Raw genomic sequence first — 18490 nt, 5'->3', positions numbered from 1 at the left:
TATGGGGCTGGCCGAGGGGCTCCGCAATCACCAAATCAGGCTTGATCCAGCCCATTTTCCCTGCCAAACGCTCCCGCCATGTCCGACATCGCGACCACCACAGCCGAATCGCCGGCCCGTTCCCCGCTTGCCACTGAGGTGGCGCGGCGGCGGACCTTTGCGATCATCTCCCACCCCGACGCCGGCAAGACCACGCTGACCGAAAAGCTGCTGCTGTTCGGCGGCGCCATCAATCTGGCTGGCCAGGTCAAGGCCAAGGGCGAGCGGCGCAACACGCGGTCGGACTGGATGAAGATCGAGCGCGAGCGCGGCATCTCGGTCGTGACCTCGGTGATGACCTTCGAGTTCGAAGGCCTCGTCTTCAACCTGCTGGACACGCCGGGCCACGAGGACTTTTCGGAAGACACCTATCGCACGCTGACGGCGGTCGATTCCGCCGTCATGGTGATCGACGCTGCCAAGGGCATCGAGGCGCGCACCCGGAAGCTGTTCGAGGTGTGCCGCTTGCGCGACATCCCGATCATCACCTTCATCAACAAGATGGACCGCGAGAGCCGCGACGTGTTCGAGCTCCTCGACGAGATCGAGAAGACGCTGGCGCTCGACACCACGCCGATGACCTGGCCGGTCGGCCGCGGCCGCGACTTCCTCGGCACCTATGACGTCGTCAACGGCGGCGTGCGCCTGCTCGAAGGCGGCGGCGCCAAGACCGGCGCGGCGCAGCAGATCGAGATCGCCGAGCTCGCCAAGCTCAACGCGAACCTCGACGTCGGAGCGGTCAAGGACGAGCTCGAACTCGTCACCGAGGCCTCGAAACCGTTCGAGCTGGAAGCATTTCGCGAAGGCCATCTGACACCGGTCTATTTCGGCAGCGCGCTGCGCAATTTCGGCGTCGGCGACCTGCTCGAAGGTCTCGGCAGGTTCGCGCCCGAGCCGCGCGCGCAGGAGAGCGATCAGCGCAAGGTCGAGGCCACCGATCCGCGCATGAGCGCCTTCGTGTTCAAGATCCAGGCCAACATGGATCCGAACCACCGCGACCGCATCGCCTTTGCGCGGCTGTGCTCGGGCAAGCTCAGCCGCGGCATGAAGGCCAAGCTGGTGCGCACCGGCAAGAGCATGCCGCTGTCGAGCCCGCAATTCTTCTTCGCACAGGATCGCTCGGTCGCCGATGAAGCCTTCGCCGGCGACGTCGTCGGCATTCCCAATCACGGCACGCTGCGCATCGGCGATACCCTGACCGAGGGCGAGGATTTCACCTTCGTCGGCGTGCCGAGCTTTGCGCCGGAAATCGTCCGCCGTGTCCGTCTCACCGACGCGATGAAGGCGAAGAAGCTCAAGGAAGCGCTGCAGCAGATGTCGGAAGAGGGCGTCGTGCAGGTGTTCCGCCCGCGCGACGGCGCCCCGGCGCTGGTCGGCGTGGTCGGCGCGCTCCAGCTCGACGTGCTGAAGGCGCGGCTTGAGGCGGAATATTCGCTGCCGGTCGAGTTCGAGGTCAGCGAGTTCCAGCTGGCGCGCTGGGTCTCCTCGGAGGACCGCAAGAAGCTCGACACCTTCATCGCCGCCAACACCTCCAGCATCGCCGACGACGTCGACGGCGATCCCGTGTACCTCGCCAGGAACGAGTTCTATCTCGGCTACACCAAAGAACGCGCCGAGGGCATCGAGTTCGCCAACGTCAAGGACGTCAAGAAGAAGGGGTAGGGCGCCGCTGCCGGTCGCGCGCGAGCATGTGAACGCGCGCGGACTTGACGCGGTCATGGGCAATGCCACTTTTCTCGTGGCATTGCGAGCTTACTCCATGTGGCGCGGCATTCTCGTTCTCATCCTGCTGACGATCTCGACGAACGCCGCCGACGCGCAGCGACGCCAGATCAATCCGATTCCGTTTGCGCACGAGCCGTGCAGCGTGCTCGACTATCGGCCCTGCACACCGTCCTATTGCAGTCCCCTCGAGCCAGGCCCCTGCATTCCCGAGATCGACTATCCCTATGGGCAAAATCTGCAGCTGACGATCGAGAGCGTGCCGTCCGCGGCCGATCGCGCCAAATACCAGAAGCCGGATCACGATCTCGACACCATCGGCGACCTCTTCGCCGAGCTGCGCACCTGCTGGTCCCCGCCGGCGGACAATGCGCGGGCGGGCATGCAGATGGCGGTGCGCTTCAGCTTCAACAAGGCGGGCAGCCTGATCGGGCCGCCGCGGCTCACATACGCGACCGCGGGCGTCCCCGCGGACACCCGAACGACCTACTTGAACGCCATCAATGCATCGTTGGACGCCTGCCTGCCGCTGAAATTCACCAGCGGTCTCGGTGGTGCCCTGGCCGGCCGGCCGATCGCGATCCGCTATGTCGATAACCGGCAGATCGGTCAGTAGCGCATCAGTTGCGAGCATCGGCCAATCGATGATACCTCAGAGGCGGGGGCGCTTGCCAAAAGGGGAGGATGTCGTGGGTCTGCTGGTCATGATCCTGGGGCTCGTGCTGTTTTTCGCGGCCCATGTTTTCACCACGAAACGCGAGGCGCGCGGGCAGGCCATCGCGAGGCTGGGCGAGGGGACCTACAAGCTCCTCTACTCGGTGGTCTCGCTTGCGGGGCTGGCGCTGATCATCTGGGGCTTTGGCCATTATCGCAGCTCCGGCTGGATCGACGTCTGGTATCCGCCGAAGGCGCTGAAGCACATCACGCTTGCGCTGATGCTTCCCGCCGTCATCCTGGTGGTCGCCTCCTATTTGCGCGGGCGCATCTATGCGACGCTGAAGCACCCGATGCTGGCCGGCATCAAGCTGTGGGCGGCCGCGCATCTGCTCGCCAATGGCGATCTCGGCTCCATCATCCTGTTCGGCTCGTTCCTGGGCTGGGCGGTCTATGACCGCATCACGCTGAAGCATCGCAAGGATGCCGGCGGCCCGCCGATTCCGGTCGGCGGCGTCACCAATGATCTGATCGCCGTTGCCGTCGGCGTCGTCGCCTATCTGGCGCTGGCCTTTGCGTTCCACCCGGTCGTGATCGGTGTTCCCGTCGTGGGCGTCTAGCCGATCAGCGCAAGACGGGACTCGCGTGACCGTGCGGGGAAGATAACAAGAGCAACAAGCCGAGGCGCTCCGATGGACTGGTCGCATTCAAAAATCCCGCCGATGCGGTACGAGGCGCGCTTTGGCGATCGGGTTGTCCCGGCGTTCTCCGACCGGCCGGCGAGTCTTTGGGCGATGATTGCGGACGCCTGCGCCCGCAATCCCGATGGCGAAGCGCTGATCGCAGGCAATGTCCGTCTGAGCTGGCGGCAGGCGGTGGAGCAGGCCGCGCGGATCGCGGCGGGCTTTCGCAAGCTCGGTCTGCAGCGCGGCGATCGCGTCGCGATCCTGCTCGGCAACCGCATCGAATTTCCGCTGCTGCTGTTCGCTGCCGCGCATGAGGGCCTCATCACGGTGCTGCTCAGCACGCGCCAGCAGAAGCCGGAGATCGCCTATGTGCTCGCCGATTGCGGTGCCAAGATCCTGATCCACGAAGCGGCGCTCGCCGAGCGGCTGCCCGAGGCGCAAGATGTGCCCGACGTGATCCACCGCATCGCCGTCGATGACGATCCGCAGCTGTCGCGCTTCGCGGTGCTCGCAGACAATCCGCCGGCGCCGGCCCCGGTCGAGACGAGCGAGGAGGACACCGCGATGATCCTCTACACCTCGGGCACGACCGGCAAGCCGAAGGGCGCGATGCTGGCCCATTGCAACATCGTCCATTCCTCGATGGTGTTCGTGTCCTGCCTGCAATTGACAGAGGCGGATCGCTCCATCGCAGCCGTGCCGCTCGGCCACGTCACCGGCGTCGTCGCCAACATCACCACCATGATCCGCTGCGCGGGCGTGCTGATCATCATGCCGGAGTTCAAGGCCGCCGATTATCTCAGGCTCGCCGCGCGCGAGCGCGTCACCTACACGGTGATGGTGCCGGCGATGTATAATCTCTGCCTGCTGCAGCCCGATTTCGACAGCTATGATCTCTCGAGCTGGCGCATCGGCGGCTTCGGCGGCGCGCCGATGCCGGTCGCCACCATCGAGAAGCTCAAGGCGACGATCGGCCTCAAGCTGATGAACTGCTACGGCGCGACCGAGACGACGTCGCCTTCGACGATCATGCCGGGCGAATTGACGGCGAGCCACATCGACAGCGTCGGCCTGCCGTGTCCCGGCGCACGCATCGTCGCGATGGATGCGGACGGGCGCGAGCTTCCCCCTGGCGAGATCGGCGAGCTCTGGATCCAGAGCGCCTCCGTCATCAAGGGCTACTGGAATAATCCGAAGGCCACTGCCGAGAGCTTCACTGGCGGATTCTGGCACTCGGGCGATCTCGGCTCGGTCGATGCGGAAGGCTTCGTGCGCGTGTTCGACCGGCAGAAGGACATGATCAATCGCGGCGGCCTGAAGATCTATTCGGCCGAGGTCGAATCCGTGCTGGCGGGGCATCCTGCGGTGATCGAGAGCGCGATCATCGCCAGGGCCTGCCCGGTGCTGGGCGAGCGCGTCCATGCCGTGGTGGTGACGCGCGCACCCGTTGCCGACGCCGACTTGCGAGCCTGGTGCGCCGAGCGGCTGTCCGACTACAAGGTCCCCGAGACCATGGCGATCACATCGGAGCCGCTGCCGCGCAACGCCAACGGCAAGGTGCTGAAGCGGCAGCTGCGGGATATCTTGGGAACCTGAGCCGGGCAGGCGGCTTTCCGGGCACTGGCGGGTGGTTAACGCCTTGATCGGGCTCGCTTTGCCTTGCCACCGCCATATCGTTAGGGTACCTCGCCGCCACACGGGGGACGGGATTCCTGACGCGAACGCCTTGGCGCGCGCACCCGGACGGGCATGGGATTAGCATAAGTGTCTGAATTATTTGACGAAGTCGACGAGGAAGTACGTCGCGAACAGTTCAAGAAGCTGTGGGACAAGTATTCGATCTACTTCATCGCCCTGATGGTGCTGATCGTGGCCGGTGCCGCTGGCTGGCAGGGTAATAAGTACCTGGAGGCCAAGAAGGCCGCCGAGGCCGGCGCCGCTTTCGAGAAGGCCGTCGAGCTGTCCGAGCAGGGCAAGCATGCCGAGGCCGAGACCGCCTTCACCGAGCTCGCCGCCAAGGCCCCGTCCGGCTATCGCACCCTGGCGCGGCTGCGCGCCGCAGCCGAGGCTGCCAGCCGCGACCCCAAGGCGGCCGCCAAGCTGTATGACGACATCGCTGCCGACCGCGGTGTCGGCGGCGAATGGCAGGATCTGGCCAGGATCCGCGCTGCCGGCCTCCTGGTCGACAGCGCCTCCTATGCCGACATGCAGCAGCGGCTCGAGGCCTCGGCCACCCCGAAATCGACCTTCCGCCATACTGCGCGCGAGATGCTGGCGCTGTCGGCCTGGCGCAACAATGACATGACCGCGACCCGCAAATGGCTCGACGCGATCGCCGAGGACGGCGAGACGCCGCCGGGCCTGCGTTCCCGTGCCGAGGCGCTGGCGGCTCTGTTGCCGCCCGTCGCCAAAAGCTGACCAAGAGCTGACCGACGGGCTCTCTGACCTGACGAGATACGATATGCGCCGTACGCCACGCTTGATCGCAGCCGCCGTCCTGATCGCCTTCACGGGCGTCCTGGGCGGCTGCTCCAGCTTCGATCCAAGCGACATGCTCGACTTCCTCGACACCAAGAAGAAGCTGCCGGGCGATCGCAAGCCGGTCTTCCCCGAGGGCGTTCCGGGTCTCGAGCAGGGTGTCCCGAAAGAGATGTACAAGGGCGCGCAGCAGCAGCCGGATCCGAACGCGCCTGCCGTCGCGGCCCTGCCTGCCGAGCCGCCGCCCGAGCCAGCCAAACCGGCCAAGGGTGCCAAGGCGAAGAAGTCCCATCAGCCGGCCACCGCCGCCGCACCGGCTGAGGCGCCCGCCGGCGAGGTCGATGGCGAGGCCCAGCCCGAGGCCGCGCCACCCACGGCTGCTCCCCCGCCCAAGCAGAAGATCGTGCGCAAGCGCACCACCGCGCCGCCGCCGGACCAGCCGGTCCAGCAGGCGCAACCGACCCAGACCACGCAGCAGCAATCGCAAGGCGGCTTCCCGGCGCCGCTGCCGAGCGGCAGTTTCTCGCGCTAATTCCATTGCATTGACAGGCGCAGCCCCGGCAGCGCACGAATGACCGATGTCCTTCACGATCGCCATCATCGGCCGGCCCAATGTCGGCAAGTCGACGCTGTTCAACCGCCTGGTCGGACAGAAGCTCGCGCTCGTCGATGACCTGCCGGGCGTCACCCGCGATCGCCGCGAGGGTGAGGCCAGGCTCGGCGACCTCCAGTTCATCATCATCGACACCGCCGGCCTCGACGAGGGCGCCAGGGGCTCGCTCACAGCGCGCATGCAGGAGCAGACCGAGACTGCGATCGCGCAGGCCGACGCGCTGTTCTTCGTGATCGACGCCCGCATCGGCCTTACGCCCACCGATCGCGCCTTCGCCGATTTCGCCCGCAAGGCCAACAAGCCGGTGCTGCTGGTCGCCAACAAGAGCGAGGGCAAGCATGGCGATGCCGGTGCGATGGAAGCCTTCGCGCTCGGCCTCGGCGATCCCATCCAGATCTCGGCCGAGCACGGCGAGGGCATGGGCGAGCTCTACGATGCGCTCGCCAAGCTCATGCCGGAGCCCGTCGAGGACGATGAGATCGAGGACGACGAGCCGCTCTCCGAGGAGGAGGCCGCGACGCGTCCGATCCGGGTCGCCATCGTCGGCCGGCCCAACGCCGGCAAGTCGACGCTGATCAACCATCTGCTCGGCGAGGAGCGCCTGCTGACGAGCCCGGAGGCCGGCACCACGCGCGATTCCATCGCGGTCGAGATCAACTGGAAGGGCCGCGATTTCCGCGTGTTCGACACCGCGGGCCTGCGCCGGCGCTCGCGCATCGAGGAGAAGCTGGAAAAGCTCTCGGTCGCCGACGCGCTGCGCGCCGTGCGCTTTGCCGAAGTCGTCGTGCTCATGATGGATTCGCAGAACCGCTTCGAGGAGCAGGATCTGCGCATTGCCGACCTGATCGAGCGCGAGGGCCGCGCGGTCGTGCTCGCCGTCAACAAATGGGACCTGATGGAGACCAAGGGCGGCGGCGCGATCTCGGGCCTGCGCCGCGATGCCGATCACTGGCTGCCGCAGGTCAAGGGCGTGCCCATCGTCGCCGTCTCGGGCCTGATGGGCGAGGGCATCGATCGCCTGATGCAGGCGATCCAGGACGCCTACGCGGTCTGGAACAGGCGCGTGCCGACGGCGGCGCTCAATCGCTGGTTCGAGCAGGCGATCCAGGCCAATCCGCCGCCCGCGGTGTCCGGCCGCAGGCTGAAGCTGAACTACATCACGCAGACCAAGGCGCGTCCGCCGAGCTTCGTGCTGTTCTGTTCGCGTGCCGATGCGGTGCCGCAGTCCTATTTGCGCTACTTGACGAACTCCATGCGCGAGACGTTTGAGCTGCCCGGCACGCCGGTGCGCATCACCCTGCGCGAGAAGGCCAATCCCTTCGCGCACAAGCGCAAGCGGCCGTCGTGAGCGACGGCGCCAGCGAGGCGATGGCGCAGGGCGCTGCGCCACTCCGGCGCGGCGCGGTCGCCTTCATCTTCGTCACCATCCTGCTCGACATGGTCGCGCTCGGCGTGATCATGCCGGTCCTGCCAAAGCTGATCGAAGGCTTCGTCGACAACGACACCGCACATGCGGCCCGCATCTTCGGCCTGTTCGGCACCGCCTGGGCGCTGATGCAGTTCGTGTTCTCGCCGGTGTTAGGTGCGCTGTCCGACCGCTTCGGACGGCGGCCGGTGGTGCTGCTGTCGAATTTCGGGCTCGCGGCCGACTATGTGCTGATGGCGCTCGCACCGTCCCTGGTGTGGCTGTTCATCGGCCGCGTGATATCAGGCATCACCTCGGCCAGCATCTCGACCGCCTTTGCCTACATCGCCGACATCACGCCGCCGGAGCGGCGCGCGGCGGTGTTCGGCAGGATTGGAGCCGCGTTCGGCGCCGGCTTCATCCTGGGCCCCGCGCTGGGCGGCCTGCTCGGCGACATCGATCCGCGCCTGCCGTTCTGGGCCGCGGCAGCCTTGAGCTTTGCCAATGCGCTCTATGGACTGCTGGTGCTGCCGGAATCGCTGGCGCCGGAAAGACGCGCGCCGTTCCACTGGACCAGCGCCAATCCGGTCGGCGCATTGCGTCTGCTCCGCAGCAACGCAGCGCTGGCCGGTCTGTCGATCGTCAATTTCATCGCGCAGGTCGCGCATGTCGTGCTGCCCTCGACCTTCGTGCTCTATGCGACCTATCGCTACGGCTGGGATTCCAAGACGGTGGGCCTGACGCTGGCGATGGTCGGCATCTGCGCCATGGTGGTGCAGGGGCTCGCCATCGGCCCGATCGTGCGCGTGCTCGGCGAGCGAAAGGCCCTGTTGCTCGGCCTCTGCTGTGGCGCGATCGGCTTCGTGATCTTCGGGGCTGCGCCGACCGGGCGGTTGTTCTGGATCGGCATTCCCGTGATGTCGCTGTGGGGCATCTCAGGGGCCGCCATGCAGTCGCTGATGACGCGGCTGGTCGCGCCCGATCAGCAGGGCCAGCTGCAGGGCGCGACCGCGAGCGTGCAGAGCGTATCGCAGCTCGTCGGCCCGTTCCTGTTCACGCTGACGTTTTCCTATTTCATCGGCACCAGTGCGCCGCTGCATCTGCCCGGCGCGCCGTTCCTGCTCGCGGCGGTGCTGATGGTGATATGCGTGGCGATCGCGCTGCGGGCGCTGGGCGCCGCCAAATCGTAGGGTGGGTTAGCCTCGCGGATCGCGCGAAGCGCAAACCGCGAGGCGTAACCCACCTCTTTGATTTCCGCAGAGATAGAAGTGGTGGGTTACGCCAGCGGACTGCGCTTTGCGCAGCCGCGTGCTAACCCACCCTACGACTTCTTATTTCTTCACCAGCGGGCAATCGCTCGCCTCGAGCGGCTTGGCCGCGTCTTCCGGCGCGATGGTGGCGACGAGCTTGTAATAGTCCCACGGGCCCTTCGATTCCTCCGGCTTCTTCACCTCGAACAGATAGGCCGGGATGAGGCGGCGGCCGTCGGCGCGCAGCGGGCCCTTGCCGAACAGCGGATCGTCGGTCGGCAGTTCCTTCATCTTGGCGACGACCTTGGCGCCGTCATGCGGATTGCTGCCGATCGCATCCATCGCCTTCAGGTAATGCAGGATCTCGGCATAGAGGCCCGCAACCGTCATCGACGGCATCGCGCCCTTGGGCGAAACCTTCTGGAAGCGCTTCGACCATTCGCGGGTACCGTCGTTGAGATCCCAGTAGAAGGACTCGGTGAAGGTCAGACCCTGCGCTGTCTTCAGGCCGAGCGAGTGCACGTCATTGATGAACAGCAGCAGCGCCGCGAGTTTCTGGCCGCCGGCCACGATGCCGAACTCGGCCGCCTGCTTGATCGCGTTGGTGGTGTCGCCGCCGGCGTTGGCAAGGCCGATGACCTTGGCCTTCGAGGACTGCGCCTGCAGCAGGAAGGACGAGAAGTCGGACGAGTTGAGCGGATGCTTGACGCCGCCGAGCACCTTGCCGCCGGTGGCCGTGACGACGGCGCTGGTGTCACGCTCTAGCGCGTGGCCGAAGGCGTAGTCCGCGGTCAGGAAGAACCAGCTGTCGCCGCCTGCTTTCGTCAGGGCCTTGCCGGTGCCGTTGGCGAGCATGTAGGTGTCGTAGGTGAAGGAGATGGTGTTGGGCGTGCAGGCCTTGCCGGTGAGGTCGGCGGTCGCCGCACCCGAATTGAGCAGCACCGAATTCTTATCCTTGACGAGATTGCTCACCGCGAGCGCAACGCCGGAGCTCGGCGTATCGGCGATGGCGTCGACCTTGTCGGCGTCGATCCATTGCCGGGCGATGTTGACGCCGATGTCGGGCTTGTTCTGGTGGTCGCCGGAGAGGACCTCGATGGTCCAGCCCTTGGCCTTCAGGCCGGAATCCTCGACCGCCATTTTCACCGCTGCGACCGAGTTCGGGCCGCCGATATCGGCATAGAGGCTCGACATGTCGTTAAGCACGCCGATCTTGATGGTCTTGTCCTGCGCGTAGGCGGATGTTGCAAAACCGAAAGTGGCGCATGCCAGAAGAGCCGCAGTGCGGCGCGCGAACGTCGTCATAAAAGGTCTCCTCCATTGTCTAATATTCGGACGGCTCTCTTGCGGAGCCTTGTTCCTGTCGATGGCTCTACCGTGTCCCACGGCCGGCGGCAATGCACCTAAAGCCGGATGAGGCTGCGTCGTAGCGTCATCCGACGGTTAACTATTGGGCAAAATGCGTTAAGACGCTATTTGAGCGCGTCCGACGTCAGCTTGAATTTCGGGCTTGCCGAGCTGCGTCGTGAGTCAATCAGGCGGGCGAGCGGAAGCTCATCAGGCTGCGAGTCCTGTAGTCGTAGAACTTGCCGGTCTCGGTCCAGTCGGGCGCGCACAGCGGCACGATGAGCTCGGCGACCTGCTCGGGCGTATCCAGCGTCTCAGGGTCTTCGCCCGGCATCAGCGTGGCGCGCATGCGGGTGCGGATCGGCCCCGGGTTGAACAGGGTGACGCGCAGAGGCGTGTTCGCGGTCTCCTGCGCCCAGGCGCGCGCCAGCGTTTCCAGCGCGGCCTTGGAGGCGGCGTAGGGGCTGACATAGGCGGTCGCCTTGTTGGCGGCGCCCGAGGTGATGAACACGGCGCGGCCGGCATCGGACTGCTTCAGCAGCGGCTCCATGCAGCGGATCAGCTGGAAGTTCGCGGAGACGTTCACGGCCATCACGTCGTTGAAGGCCTTCAGCTCGATATGGCCGATCGGCGAGGAGGGGCCGAGCACGCCGGCATTGCCGACCATAATGTCGAGCTTGCCATAGCGCTCGTGCAGGCCGGCGCCCAGCCGCGCGATGCCGTCGGAATCGGTGAGATTGAGCGGCACCAGGGTGGCGCTGCCGCCCTCTTTCCGGATCTCGTCGTCGAGCTCTTCCAGCCCGCCCTGCGTCCGCGCCGTCGCCACGATATGTGCGCCGGCCTTGGCCAGTGCCTTGGCGGTGGCGAAACCGATGCCGCGCGAGGCGCCGGTGACGAGAGCGATGCGGTCGGCGAGGGGCTTTGTCATCGAAAGGCTCTATCCAGCGTCGTCCTGGCGAAAGCCAGGACCCATACGCCGTGAAGGTTCTGGCATGGCAAGGCGGTTGTTACACCTTCTTCGAACCACGGGAGCCTGGGGTAATGGGTCCTGGCTTTCGCCAGGACGACAGCCGTCAGCTCGCTTCCGCCAGCAGGGACAGCTGCCGCGGCTGCGGCTCGGTCTGGGTCTGGTCGGTGAGGTGGGTCGGGTAGGCGCCGGTGAAGCAATGGTCCGAGAATTTCGGATTGGCGGGGTCGCGGCCGGGCTCGCCCATGGCGCGGTACATGCCGTCGATCGACAGGAAGGCGAGCGAGTCGGCGCCGATGATCTCGCGCATCTCCTCCAGCGAATGCGTCGCTGCGAGCAGACCGCCGCGGTCGGGCAGGTCGATGCCGTAATAGTCGGGATAGAGGATCGGCGGCGAAGCAAGGCGGAAATGGACTTCCTTGGCGCCCGCGTCGCGCATCATGCGTACGATCTTCTTCGAGGTGGTGCCGCGCACGAGCGAGTCGTCGATCAGGATGATGCGCTTGCCTTCGATCGCGGCGCGGTTGGCCGAGTGCTTCATGCGCACGCCGGATTCGCGGATCGCCTGCGTCGGCTGGATGAAGGTGCGGCCGACATAGTGGTTGCGGATGATGCCGAGCTCGAACGGCACGCCGGAATGCTGGCTGTAGCCGACCGCGGCCGGCACGCCGGAATCCGGCACCGGCACCACGACGTCGATCGGCACGTGGCTCTCGCGCGCGAGCTGCGCACCGAAGGCCTTGCGCACCTCGTAGACCGAGCGGCCGTGGACGATGGAATCGGGCCGGGAGAAGTAGATGTATTCGAAGATGCAGGGGCGCGGCGCCATCGGCGGGAACGGCTTGTGGATGTCCTGGCCGTTCTCGTCGAACACGATGACTTCGCCGGGCTCGATGTCGCGCACGAAGCGCGCGCCGATGATGTCGAGCGCGCAGGTCTCCGAGGTCAGGATCGGGCAGCCGTCGAGCTCGCCGAGCACGAGCGGGCGGATGCCGCGCGGATCGCGCGCGCCGACCAGCTTCTTGTTGGTGAGCGAGACCAGCGCATAGGCGCCCTCGATCTCGCGCAGCGCGTCGATATAGCGCTCGATGAAGCGGGCGCGCTTGGAGCGCGCGACCAGGTGCAGGATCACCTCGGTGTCGGTGGTCGACTGCATCATCGCGCCGTGCCTCACGAGCTCGCGGCGGAGCGTCAGGCCGTTGGTGAGGTTGCCGTTATGGGCGACCGCGAGGCCGCCGGCGTTGAGCTCGGCGAACAGCGGCTGCACGTTGCGCAGGATGGTGGCGCCGGTGGTGGAATAGCGGACATGGCCGACCGCCATGCTGCCGGGCAGGCGGTCGATCACCTCGCGGCGGGAGAAGGTGTCGCCGACGAGGCCGAGGCGGCGTTCCGAGTGAAAGCGGCTGCCGTCGTAGGAGACGATGCCGGCGGCCTCCTGGCCGCGGTGCTGCAGGGCGTGGAGGCCGAGCGCGGTGATGGCGGCGGCGTCGGGGTGGCCGTAGATGCCGAAGACGCCGCATTCCTCGCGCAGCGTATCCCCTTCCAGATCGTCCTGAAGCTCCAGCGCGGACGGGCCCAAACCGGCCTTGGCGTCGAGATCAAGTTCAGCGTCCTGGTCAGGGTGTCGCATCTCGTTCGCGCCTCTCTCTAGGGCTCAAGTCAACGTGCCGCGGGTTTCTCGATCAGTTTTTTCAAACTGTCACGAGCCGGTTTACTGTATCCGTCGCCACTGCCCGAAGGCTGCTGCTCGGAATCAGCTTGATCATCATCTGGTTTGTTTTTCTTGAATCTCTTCAAGATGGTGTTCTCGGGGTCGTCAGGCAAGAGGGCCATCAGCCAATCCCCGGTTCCCTGGAGCACGACACGGGATTTCGCCCCCGTGACCCAGTCCGGGCGCTGCTTGTCCGGCACCAGCCAGGTGAAGAACAGGAAGGCGACCACGACGATCAAAAGCCCGCGAGCCAGGCCAAACAGGAAGCCGAGAGTGCGGTCCAGCGCGCCGATGCGCGAATCCAGGATCATGTCGGAGATCCGGACCGTGATCACGGAGACCACGACGAGGGTGCCGACGAACACGCCGGCCACCACGACCACGCTCGCCACCGTGTCGTTGTTGAAATAGGTTTTTGCGGTCGGCAGCAGCTTCGAGAAGGAGTACAGCGTCACGATTGCCGCCGCGCCCCAGGCCGCGATCGACAGGATTTCGCGCATGAAGCCGCGGACCATCGCGAGCAGGCCCGAGATCAGCATCACACCGAGCAGGATCAGGTCGAGGAGTGTTACAGGCATCGGCTGGTCTGGTCCGCTCGTACTTCAAAGGTGCTCAGCGAATCGGTGTTTGGCCGCCGCCCTAAAAGAGGGGTAGACGGCGTTCCCGGCAAGGCCGCAACCACGCAATCCCATGCTGCTTTTGTGACGGCTGTATAGCGGCGGGGGCCTCCGACGTCACCACCGGCTACCCCTCTCCACGGCGGAATCTTGCCGGTGTGGCATTTTTCTCTGCCGGCGCGCTGGATTCGCCCCGGCGGGAGCCCCGGGCGGCGATCTCGGCCACCAATGTCGTCAGGCTGTTGACCGCGTTCAGGGACAGTCCGGCGTCACCGCCAGCATCGCCCCGCGCCGATTCGGGCAGCACGGCGCGCTGGAAGCCGAGCTTTGCCGCTTCCTTCAGCCGGGCCGGGGTCTGCGCCACCGGGCGAACCACGCCCGACAGCGAGATTTCGCCGAAATAGACCGCATCGGTGGGTAACTGCGCATTAACCAGCGAGGACACCAGTGCCGCCGCGGCCGCGAGATCGGCCGCGGGCTCGTGGATGCGCAGGCCGCCGGCGACGTTCAGATAGACGTCGTGGCCGGACAGCTTGACCCCGCAATGGGCCTCCAGCACCGCCAGCACCATGGACAGGCGGCTCGGGTCCCAGCCAACCACGGCGCGGCGCGGGGTGCCGAGCGAGGTCGGGGCGACCAGGGCCTGCAATTCGACCAGGACGGGCCTTGTGCCCTCGATCCCTGCAAAGACCGCGGTGCCGGGCGTGCCGAGATCGCGCTCGGACAGGAACAGCTCGGACGGGTTGGTGACCTCGCGCAGGCCCAGGCCCGTCATCTCGAACACGCCGATCTCGTCGGTCGGGCCGAAGCGGTTCTTGACGGCGCGCAGGATGCGGAATTGCTGCGAGCCTTCGCCCTCGAACGACAGCACCGCATCGACCATGTGCTCGACCACGCGGGGACCTGCGATCTGGCCGTCCTTGGTGACATGCCCGACCAGGATGATGGCAGCGCCGGTCTTCTTGGCGAAGCGGATCAGCGCCTGCGCCGAAGCGCGCACCTGGGTGACCGTGCCGGGCGCGGATTCCACCGTGTCTGTCCACATGGTCTGGATCGAGTCGATCACGATCAGCCGGGGCACCGCGCCCTCGGACAGCGTCGAGACGATGTCCTCGACGGAGGTCTCGGCCGCGAGCTGCACCGGAGCATCCGACAGCCCGAGCCGCTCGGCACGCAGCCGCACCTGCGCCACCGCCTCTTCGCCGGAGATGTAGACGATGCGATGGCCCGCGCGCGCCATCATGCTGGTGGCCTGCGTCAGCAATGTCGATTTGCCGATGCCGGGATCGCCGCCAACGAGCAAAACGGAGCCGCGGACAAAACCGCCGCCGGTGACGCGGTCGAGCTCGGTCATGCCTGAGGACAGGCGCGGCGCATCCGGGCTCTTTCCGGCAAGGCTCTCCAGCGCGAATGTCCGGCCCTTGCGTTTTGAACGGATCGAGACCGGCACGCTGCCGCTGGTGTCTTCTTCGGCGAGCGTATTCCACTCGCCGCAGGACTCGCACTTGCCCTGCCAGCGGTTATAGGCCGCGCCGCAGTTCTGGCAGACGAAGGAAAGCGTGTTCTTGGCCATTGGGGGATGTTGAGTCGGAGGTGTTGGGATCTGCTGATAGCACGGAATGGCGGGCCTTGAGGCCGCTCACCCAGCGCGCAGTACCGCAATTCAACACGACCGGTACACCCTTTGTTAGCTCTAGGGAGCCGCGCCACCCCGGACTTTGCCAAATGTTAGCGGACCCGGGTCCAGTTTCGGAACGGATACGGGATGGCGCCATCAATGACGATATTTTTGCGGATATTGCTCGCCGTGGGCATGGCCTGCGGCGTGCTGGCGCCGGCAGGCGGTATCGCCGCGGCCAATGCCAAATCCCTCGATATCGTCTTCGTGAGCCCCGGCAAGACCGGCGAAGTCTATTGGGACATGGTCGCCCAGACCATGCGGGCCGCCGGCCGCAAGCTCGATGCGCATGTCGAGGTACTGACCAGCGAGCGCAATTACCGCACCATGCAGGAGCTCGGGCTCGGCGTGGTGGCGCGTGCCGACAAGCCCGACTTCCTCATTCTCTCGAACGAGGAATCCGCCGCCGTTCCGATCCTGGAGGCGGCCGAGGCTGCCGGGGTCAGGACGCTGCTGCTGTCGAACACGCTGATCGGCGAGGATGCGGTGCGCCTCGGGCCGCCGCGCCAGAAGCTCAAGACCTGGCTCGGCGACATCACGACCGATCTTCAGACCGCGGGCGCGCGGATGGCGAATGCACTGATCGCCACGGCGCGTGCCGAGAAATGGCAGAGCCCGGACGGCAAGATCCACATTCTCGGCATCGGCGGCGACGAGATCACGCCGGCCTCGATCGCGCGCAACGCCGGTCTCAAGCTTGCCGCGGACGCCGCGCCCGACGTGGTGGTGGACCGGATGCTGTTCGCCAACTGGACGCAGTCCGAGGCCGAGCAGGTCACGGCGAATTATCTGGGCTGGGCCGCACGCAAGGAGATCCGGCCCGCCGGCATATGGGCCGGGAACGATCCGATGGCGCTCGGCGCGCTGCGCGCGATCAGCGCGGCCGGCCTCGTGCCCGGCCGGAACATCGAGGTGGTCGGCCTCAACTGGTCGGAGGAGGCGCTGCGCGAGATCAGGGCCGGCCGTCTGCTCCTGAGCGACGGCGGGCACTTCCTGCTCGGCGGCTGGTCGATCGTCCTGCTCCGCGACTACGCCGATGGCTGCGATTTCGCCGACGCCTCGCCCCGGGTCGAGGTCAAGACATCCGCGATCACGCGCGACAATCTGGCGTCAGTGGGCGACCTCATCAAGACGCGCGCCTTCGACCGGATCGATTTCACGCGGTTCAGGGCGAAGGCTGGACGCTGCGGCCGTTATGATTTCTCGCTCGATGCGCTCATCTCGTCCCTGGCTCGTCCCGATGGCGCCGGTGACTGATGGGCGAGGGTGAGGCGATGGCCGGTCCGGATCGCAACGCGCAAGGTGCGCCACGGCGCTTGCGCTCGGTCGTCCGCGCGATGATCTGGGCCACCGTGCCGGTCCTGCTGCTGGTGCAATTGCTCGCTTCCGCCGGCGTCGAGGCCACGAGCTTCTGGTCGCAGATCCGCCAGCTCGATGCGCGCACCGCCCATACTGCCGAGAGCCGCGCCGAGCTGATCGCCGAGCCGCTCTGGAAGATGCGTTACGACCAGGTCACGGGCGTGCTCAACGAGATCATGCACGACGAGACCATCGTGGCGGCGGCCGTCTATGACGACACCGGCGTTGCGATTGCCCGCGTGGTGGCGCGCCCCGTGGACCAGGCGGTCGCGGAAGTCTCGCGTCCGATCAACTATCGCAACGGCAACATCGCCGTGCAGGCCGGGCGCATCGCGATCGCCTATTCCTACGCGACCGTGTATGCCGACACCGGCGGCCGGCTGATGCTGCTTCTCGTCGTCGGCCTGCTCGCAACGCTGGCCACCATGGTGGCGATGCGCATCTCGGCCAATATCTTCATCGGCAAGCCGCTCGCCGCGATCATGTCGGCGATCCAGCGCAGCAAGCAGGATGGCCGCGCCTATCCGGCGGATATCAGATCGGCGAACGAATTCGGCCAGCTCGCGCAGGCCTTCAACGCCATGCAGCACACGACGTCGGGCGCGCTCGACCGGCTCGGGCACATGGCGTCGCACGACCCGCTCACGGGCCTGCCCAACCGGCGCTCGCTGTCCGAGCGCCTCGTGACCTTGAGCGGCGATGCAGGCTCCCCGGACTCGCTGATCGCCTTCTGCTTCATCGACCTCGACGATTTCAAGGGCATCAACGACACTTTCGGCCATGATGCCGGCGACAGGTTCCTGGTCCACATCTCCGAGCGTCTTCGCGAGGCGGTCGAGCCGCAGGATTGGGCAGCGCGGCTCGGCGGCGACGAATTCGTGGTGATCCGCCCCGAGGTCAGCAATGAGGCGACCGCGCAGGCCTTCGCGCACCAGCTGCTGGATGCCATCTCCGAGCCGGTCCGGCTGCACGACAAGCAGGTCGTGCCGCGCGCCAGCATCGGGCTTGCCGTCCGCCGCGCCGGCGATCCCGAATTGTCGCATCTCCCGGCGCTCGCCGACATCGCGCTCTACCACGCCAAGAGCAAGGCGCCCGGCACCGTCGCGGTGCTGGACGAGGCACTGCAGCGCGACTACCGCCGCCGCAGGGATCTCGAGCTCGCCATTCCCGCAGGCTTCGCCGAAGGACAGTTCGAGGTCTGGTATCAAGGCCAGGTCGACCTCGAGAGCGCGGCCGTCGTCGGCCTCGAGGCGCTCATTCGCTGGCGCCATCCTGACCACGGCGTGATCGGTCCCGGCGAATTCCTGCCGCTGATCGAGCGCAGCGGCAACAATGCCCGGCTGACGCGCTATGTCCTGACCGACGCCTGCCGCGCGCTGCAACGACTGGCCGCCGCCGGCAGGCCGGATATCAGGATCGCGATCAATCTGCCGCCGTCCGAGCTCGCCGACCATTCGCTGGCCGCCGAACTGCGCGCGACCTGCGCGCGCTTCGGTGTCGCGGCATCAATGCTCGAGCTCGAGATCACCGAGGGCTCGCTGATCAACAACATCGCCAGCGCCTCCGAAACGTTGCATCGCCTGCGGCGGCTGGGGGCCACGATCGCACTCGACGATTTCGGCACGGGCTACTCTTCGCTCGCCCATCTGCGCCGGTTTCCGCTCGACAAGGTCAAGATCGACAAGGCCTTCATCAGCGAGATTCCCGACAGCGCGGAAGACAAGGCGATCGTCGGCGTCATTGCATCGCTCGCCGGCACGCTGGGGCTGACCCTGGTCGCCGAAGGCATCGAGCGGGCTGAGCAGGCCGAGGCGATGCGCGAGATGGGCGTGACTCTCGGGCAGGGCTATCTCTACCACCGTCCGCAGCCGCTCGCGGCCGTGCTGCAAGGGCTCGAGGGTCAGACCGGCGAGAGTCGCGTCCGCGTCGACAGCCCGTCGATCGCGCCCGAATTCGCCGCCTGA

General features: G+C 66.5%; 15 protein-coding genes. 10 read left to right on the top strand and 5 right to left on the bottom strand.

Annotated elements, in window-relative coordinates; genetic code table 11:
- Positions 1 to 78 precede the first annotated feature (78 nt).
- The 8 genes from JQ592_RS12120 to JQ592_RS12085 all read left to right on the top strand — a co-directional run bounded on the left by JQ592_RS12120 (position 79) and on the right by JQ592_RS12085 (position 8787).
- A complete protein-coding gene (locus JQ592_RS12120) occupies positions 79 to 1701 on the top strand; it encodes a peptide chain release factor 3 (RefSeq protein ID WP_211403086.1) in 1623 nt (540 codons plus the stop codon).
- Between the two features lie 97 nt (positions 1702 to 1798).
- Positions 1799 to 2377 carry a hypothetical protein gene (locus tag JQ592_RS12115; RefSeq protein WP_211403085.1) on the top strand — a complete coding sequence of 193 codons (579 nt, stop codon included), beginning with the start codon at positions 1799 to 1801 and terminating at the stop codon, positions 2375 to 2377.
- A gap of 73 nt (positions 2378 to 2450) precedes the next feature.
- Positions 2451 to 3035: an NnrU family protein gene (locus tag JQ592_RS12110; RefSeq protein ID WP_211403084.1), complete on the top strand. Its 585-nt coding sequence runs from the start codon at positions 2451 to 2453 to the stop codon at positions 3033 to 3035.
- Positions 3036 to 3107: 72 nt separating this feature from the next.
- Positions 3108 to 4697, top strand: coding sequence for a class I adenylate-forming enzyme family protein (locus tag JQ592_RS12105; RefSeq protein ID WP_211403083.1), 1590 nt, complete (start codon positions 3108 to 3110; stop codon positions 4695 to 4697).
- A 168-nt stretch (positions 4698 to 4865) separates the two neighbouring features.
- Positions 4866 to 5519 (top strand): tetratricopeptide repeat protein, encoded by a 654-nt coding sequence (locus JQ592_RS12100; RefSeq protein ID WP_211403082.1) that lies wholly within the window; start codon positions 4866 to 4868, stop codon positions 5517 to 5519.
- Positions 5520 to 5562: 43 nt separating this feature from the next.
- The gene (locus JQ592_RS12095; RefSeq protein WP_211403081.1) at positions 5563 to 6111 is read left to right on the top strand and encodes a hypothetical protein; all 549 of its coding nucleotides are present in this window, start codon (positions 5563 to 5565) and stop codon (positions 6109 to 6111) included.
- A gap of 46 nt (positions 6112 to 6157) precedes the next feature.
- The gene (gene der, locus JQ592_RS12090; RefSeq protein ID WP_211403080.1) at positions 6158 to 7540 is read left to right on the top strand and encodes a ribosome biogenesis GTPase Der; all 1383 of its coding nucleotides are present in this window, start codon (positions 6158 to 6160) and stop codon (positions 7538 to 7540) included.
- Positions 7537 to 8787 carry a TCR/Tet family MFS transporter gene (locus JQ592_RS12085; RefSeq protein ID WP_211403079.1) on the top strand — a complete coding sequence of 417 codons (1251 nt, stop codon included), beginning with the start codon at positions 7537 to 7539 and terminating at the stop codon, positions 8785 to 8787. Before der ends, JQ592_RS12085 begins: the two co-directional genes overlap by 4 nt.
- Positions 8788 to 8928: 141 nt before the next feature.
- On the opposite strand, the gene JQ592_RS12080 is transcribed toward JQ592_RS12085, so the two are convergent.
- The 5 genes from JQ592_RS12080 to radA form a co-directional block, all read right to left on the bottom strand.
- Entirely contained in the window at positions 8929 to 10152 is a 1224-nt protein-coding gene (locus tag JQ592_RS12080) for an ABC transporter substrate-binding protein (protein WP_211403078.1), read from the bottom strand.
- Between the two features lie 229 nt (positions 10153 to 10381).
- A complete protein-coding gene (locus tag JQ592_RS12075) occupies positions 10382 to 11122 on the bottom strand; it encodes an SDR family NAD(P)-dependent oxidoreductase (protein WP_211403077.1) in 741 nt (246 codons plus the stop codon).
- 145 nt (positions 11123 to 11267) lie between these two features.
- A complete protein-coding gene (gene purF / locus JQ592_RS12070) occupies positions 11268 to 12791 on the bottom strand; it encodes an amidophosphoribosyltransferase (protein ID WP_211403076.1) in 1524 nt (507 codons plus the stop codon).
- Between the two features lie 29 nt (positions 12792 to 12820).
- A complete protein-coding gene (locus JQ592_RS12065) occupies positions 12821 to 13450 on the bottom strand; it encodes a CvpA family protein (RefSeq protein WP_011086837.1) in 630 nt (209 codons plus the stop codon).
- A 166-nt stretch (positions 13451 to 13616) separates the two neighbouring features.
- Positions 13617 to 15062 (bottom strand): DNA repair protein RadA, encoded by a 1446-nt coding sequence (gene radA, locus JQ592_RS12060; protein WP_211403075.1) that lies wholly within the window; start codon positions 15060 to 15062, stop codon positions 13617 to 13619.
- A 204-nt stretch (positions 15063 to 15266) separates the two neighbouring features.
- Between radA and JQ592_RS12055 the strand changes: the two genes are divergently transcribed.
- Positions 15267 to 16424, top strand: coding sequence for an ABC transporter substrate-binding protein (locus JQ592_RS12055; protein ID WP_246820373.1), 1158 nt, complete (start codon positions 15267 to 15269; stop codon positions 16422 to 16424).
- Between the two features lie 17 nt (positions 16425 to 16441).
- Positions 16442 to 18490, top strand: coding sequence for a putative bifunctional diguanylate cyclase/phosphodiesterase (locus JQ592_RS12050; protein ID WP_211403073.1), 2049 nt, complete (start codon positions 16442 to 16444; stop codon positions 18488 to 18490).

It is taken from the genome of Bradyrhizobium iriomotense, assembly GCF_018129405.1.
Taxonomy (GTDB): Bacteria; Pseudomonadota; Alphaproteobacteria; order Rhizobiales; family Xanthobacteraceae; genus Bradyrhizobium; species Bradyrhizobium iriomotense_B.
This window is presented reverse-complemented; position numbering and strand designations above follow the sequence as displayed.

Coding starts and splice junctions, on each gene's coding strand:
- JQ592_RS12120 (WP_211403086.1), top strand. CDS start 79: ATGTCCGACATCGCGACCACCACAGCCGAATCGCCGGCCCGTTCCCCG.
- JQ592_RS12115 (WP_211403085.1), top strand. CDS start 1,799: ATGTGGCGCGGCATTCTCGTTCTCATCCTGCTGACGATCTCGACGAAC.
- JQ592_RS12105 (WP_211403083.1), top strand. CDS start 3,108: ATGGACTGGTCGCATTCAAAAATCCCGCCGATGCGGTACGAGGCGCGC.
- JQ592_RS12095 (WP_211403081.1), top strand. CDS start 5,563: ATGCGCCGTACGCCACGCTTGATCGCAGCCGCCGTCCTGATCGCCTTC.
- der (WP_211403080.1), top strand. CDS start 6,158: ATGTCCTTCACGATCGCCATCATCGGCCGGCCCAATGTCGGCAAGTCG.
- JQ592_RS12080 (WP_211403078.1), bottom strand. CDS start 10,152: ATGACGACGTTCGCGCGCCGCACTGCGGCTCTTCTGGCATGCGCCACT.
- JQ592_RS12075 (WP_211403077.1), bottom strand. CDS start 11,122: ATGACAAAGCCCCTCGCCGACCGCATCGCTCTCGTCACCGGCGCCTCG.
- purF (WP_211403076.1), bottom strand. CDS start 12,791: ATGCGACACCCTGACCAGGACGCTGAACTTGATCTCGACGCCAAGGCC.
- JQ592_RS12065 (WP_011086837.1), bottom strand. CDS start 13,450: ATGCCTGTAACACTCCTCGACCTGATCCTGCTCGGTGTGATGCTGATC.
- radA (WP_211403075.1), bottom strand. CDS start 15,062: ATGGCCAAGAACACGCTTTCCTTCGTCTGCCAGAACTGCGGCGCGGCC.
- JQ592_RS12055 (WP_246820373.1), top strand. CDS start 15,267: ATGACGATATTTTTGCGGATATTGCTCGCCGTGGGCATGGCCTGCGGC.
- JQ592_RS12050 (WP_211403073.1), top strand. CDS start 16,442: ATGGCCGGTCCGGATCGCAACGCGCAAGGTGCGCCACGGCGCTTGCGC.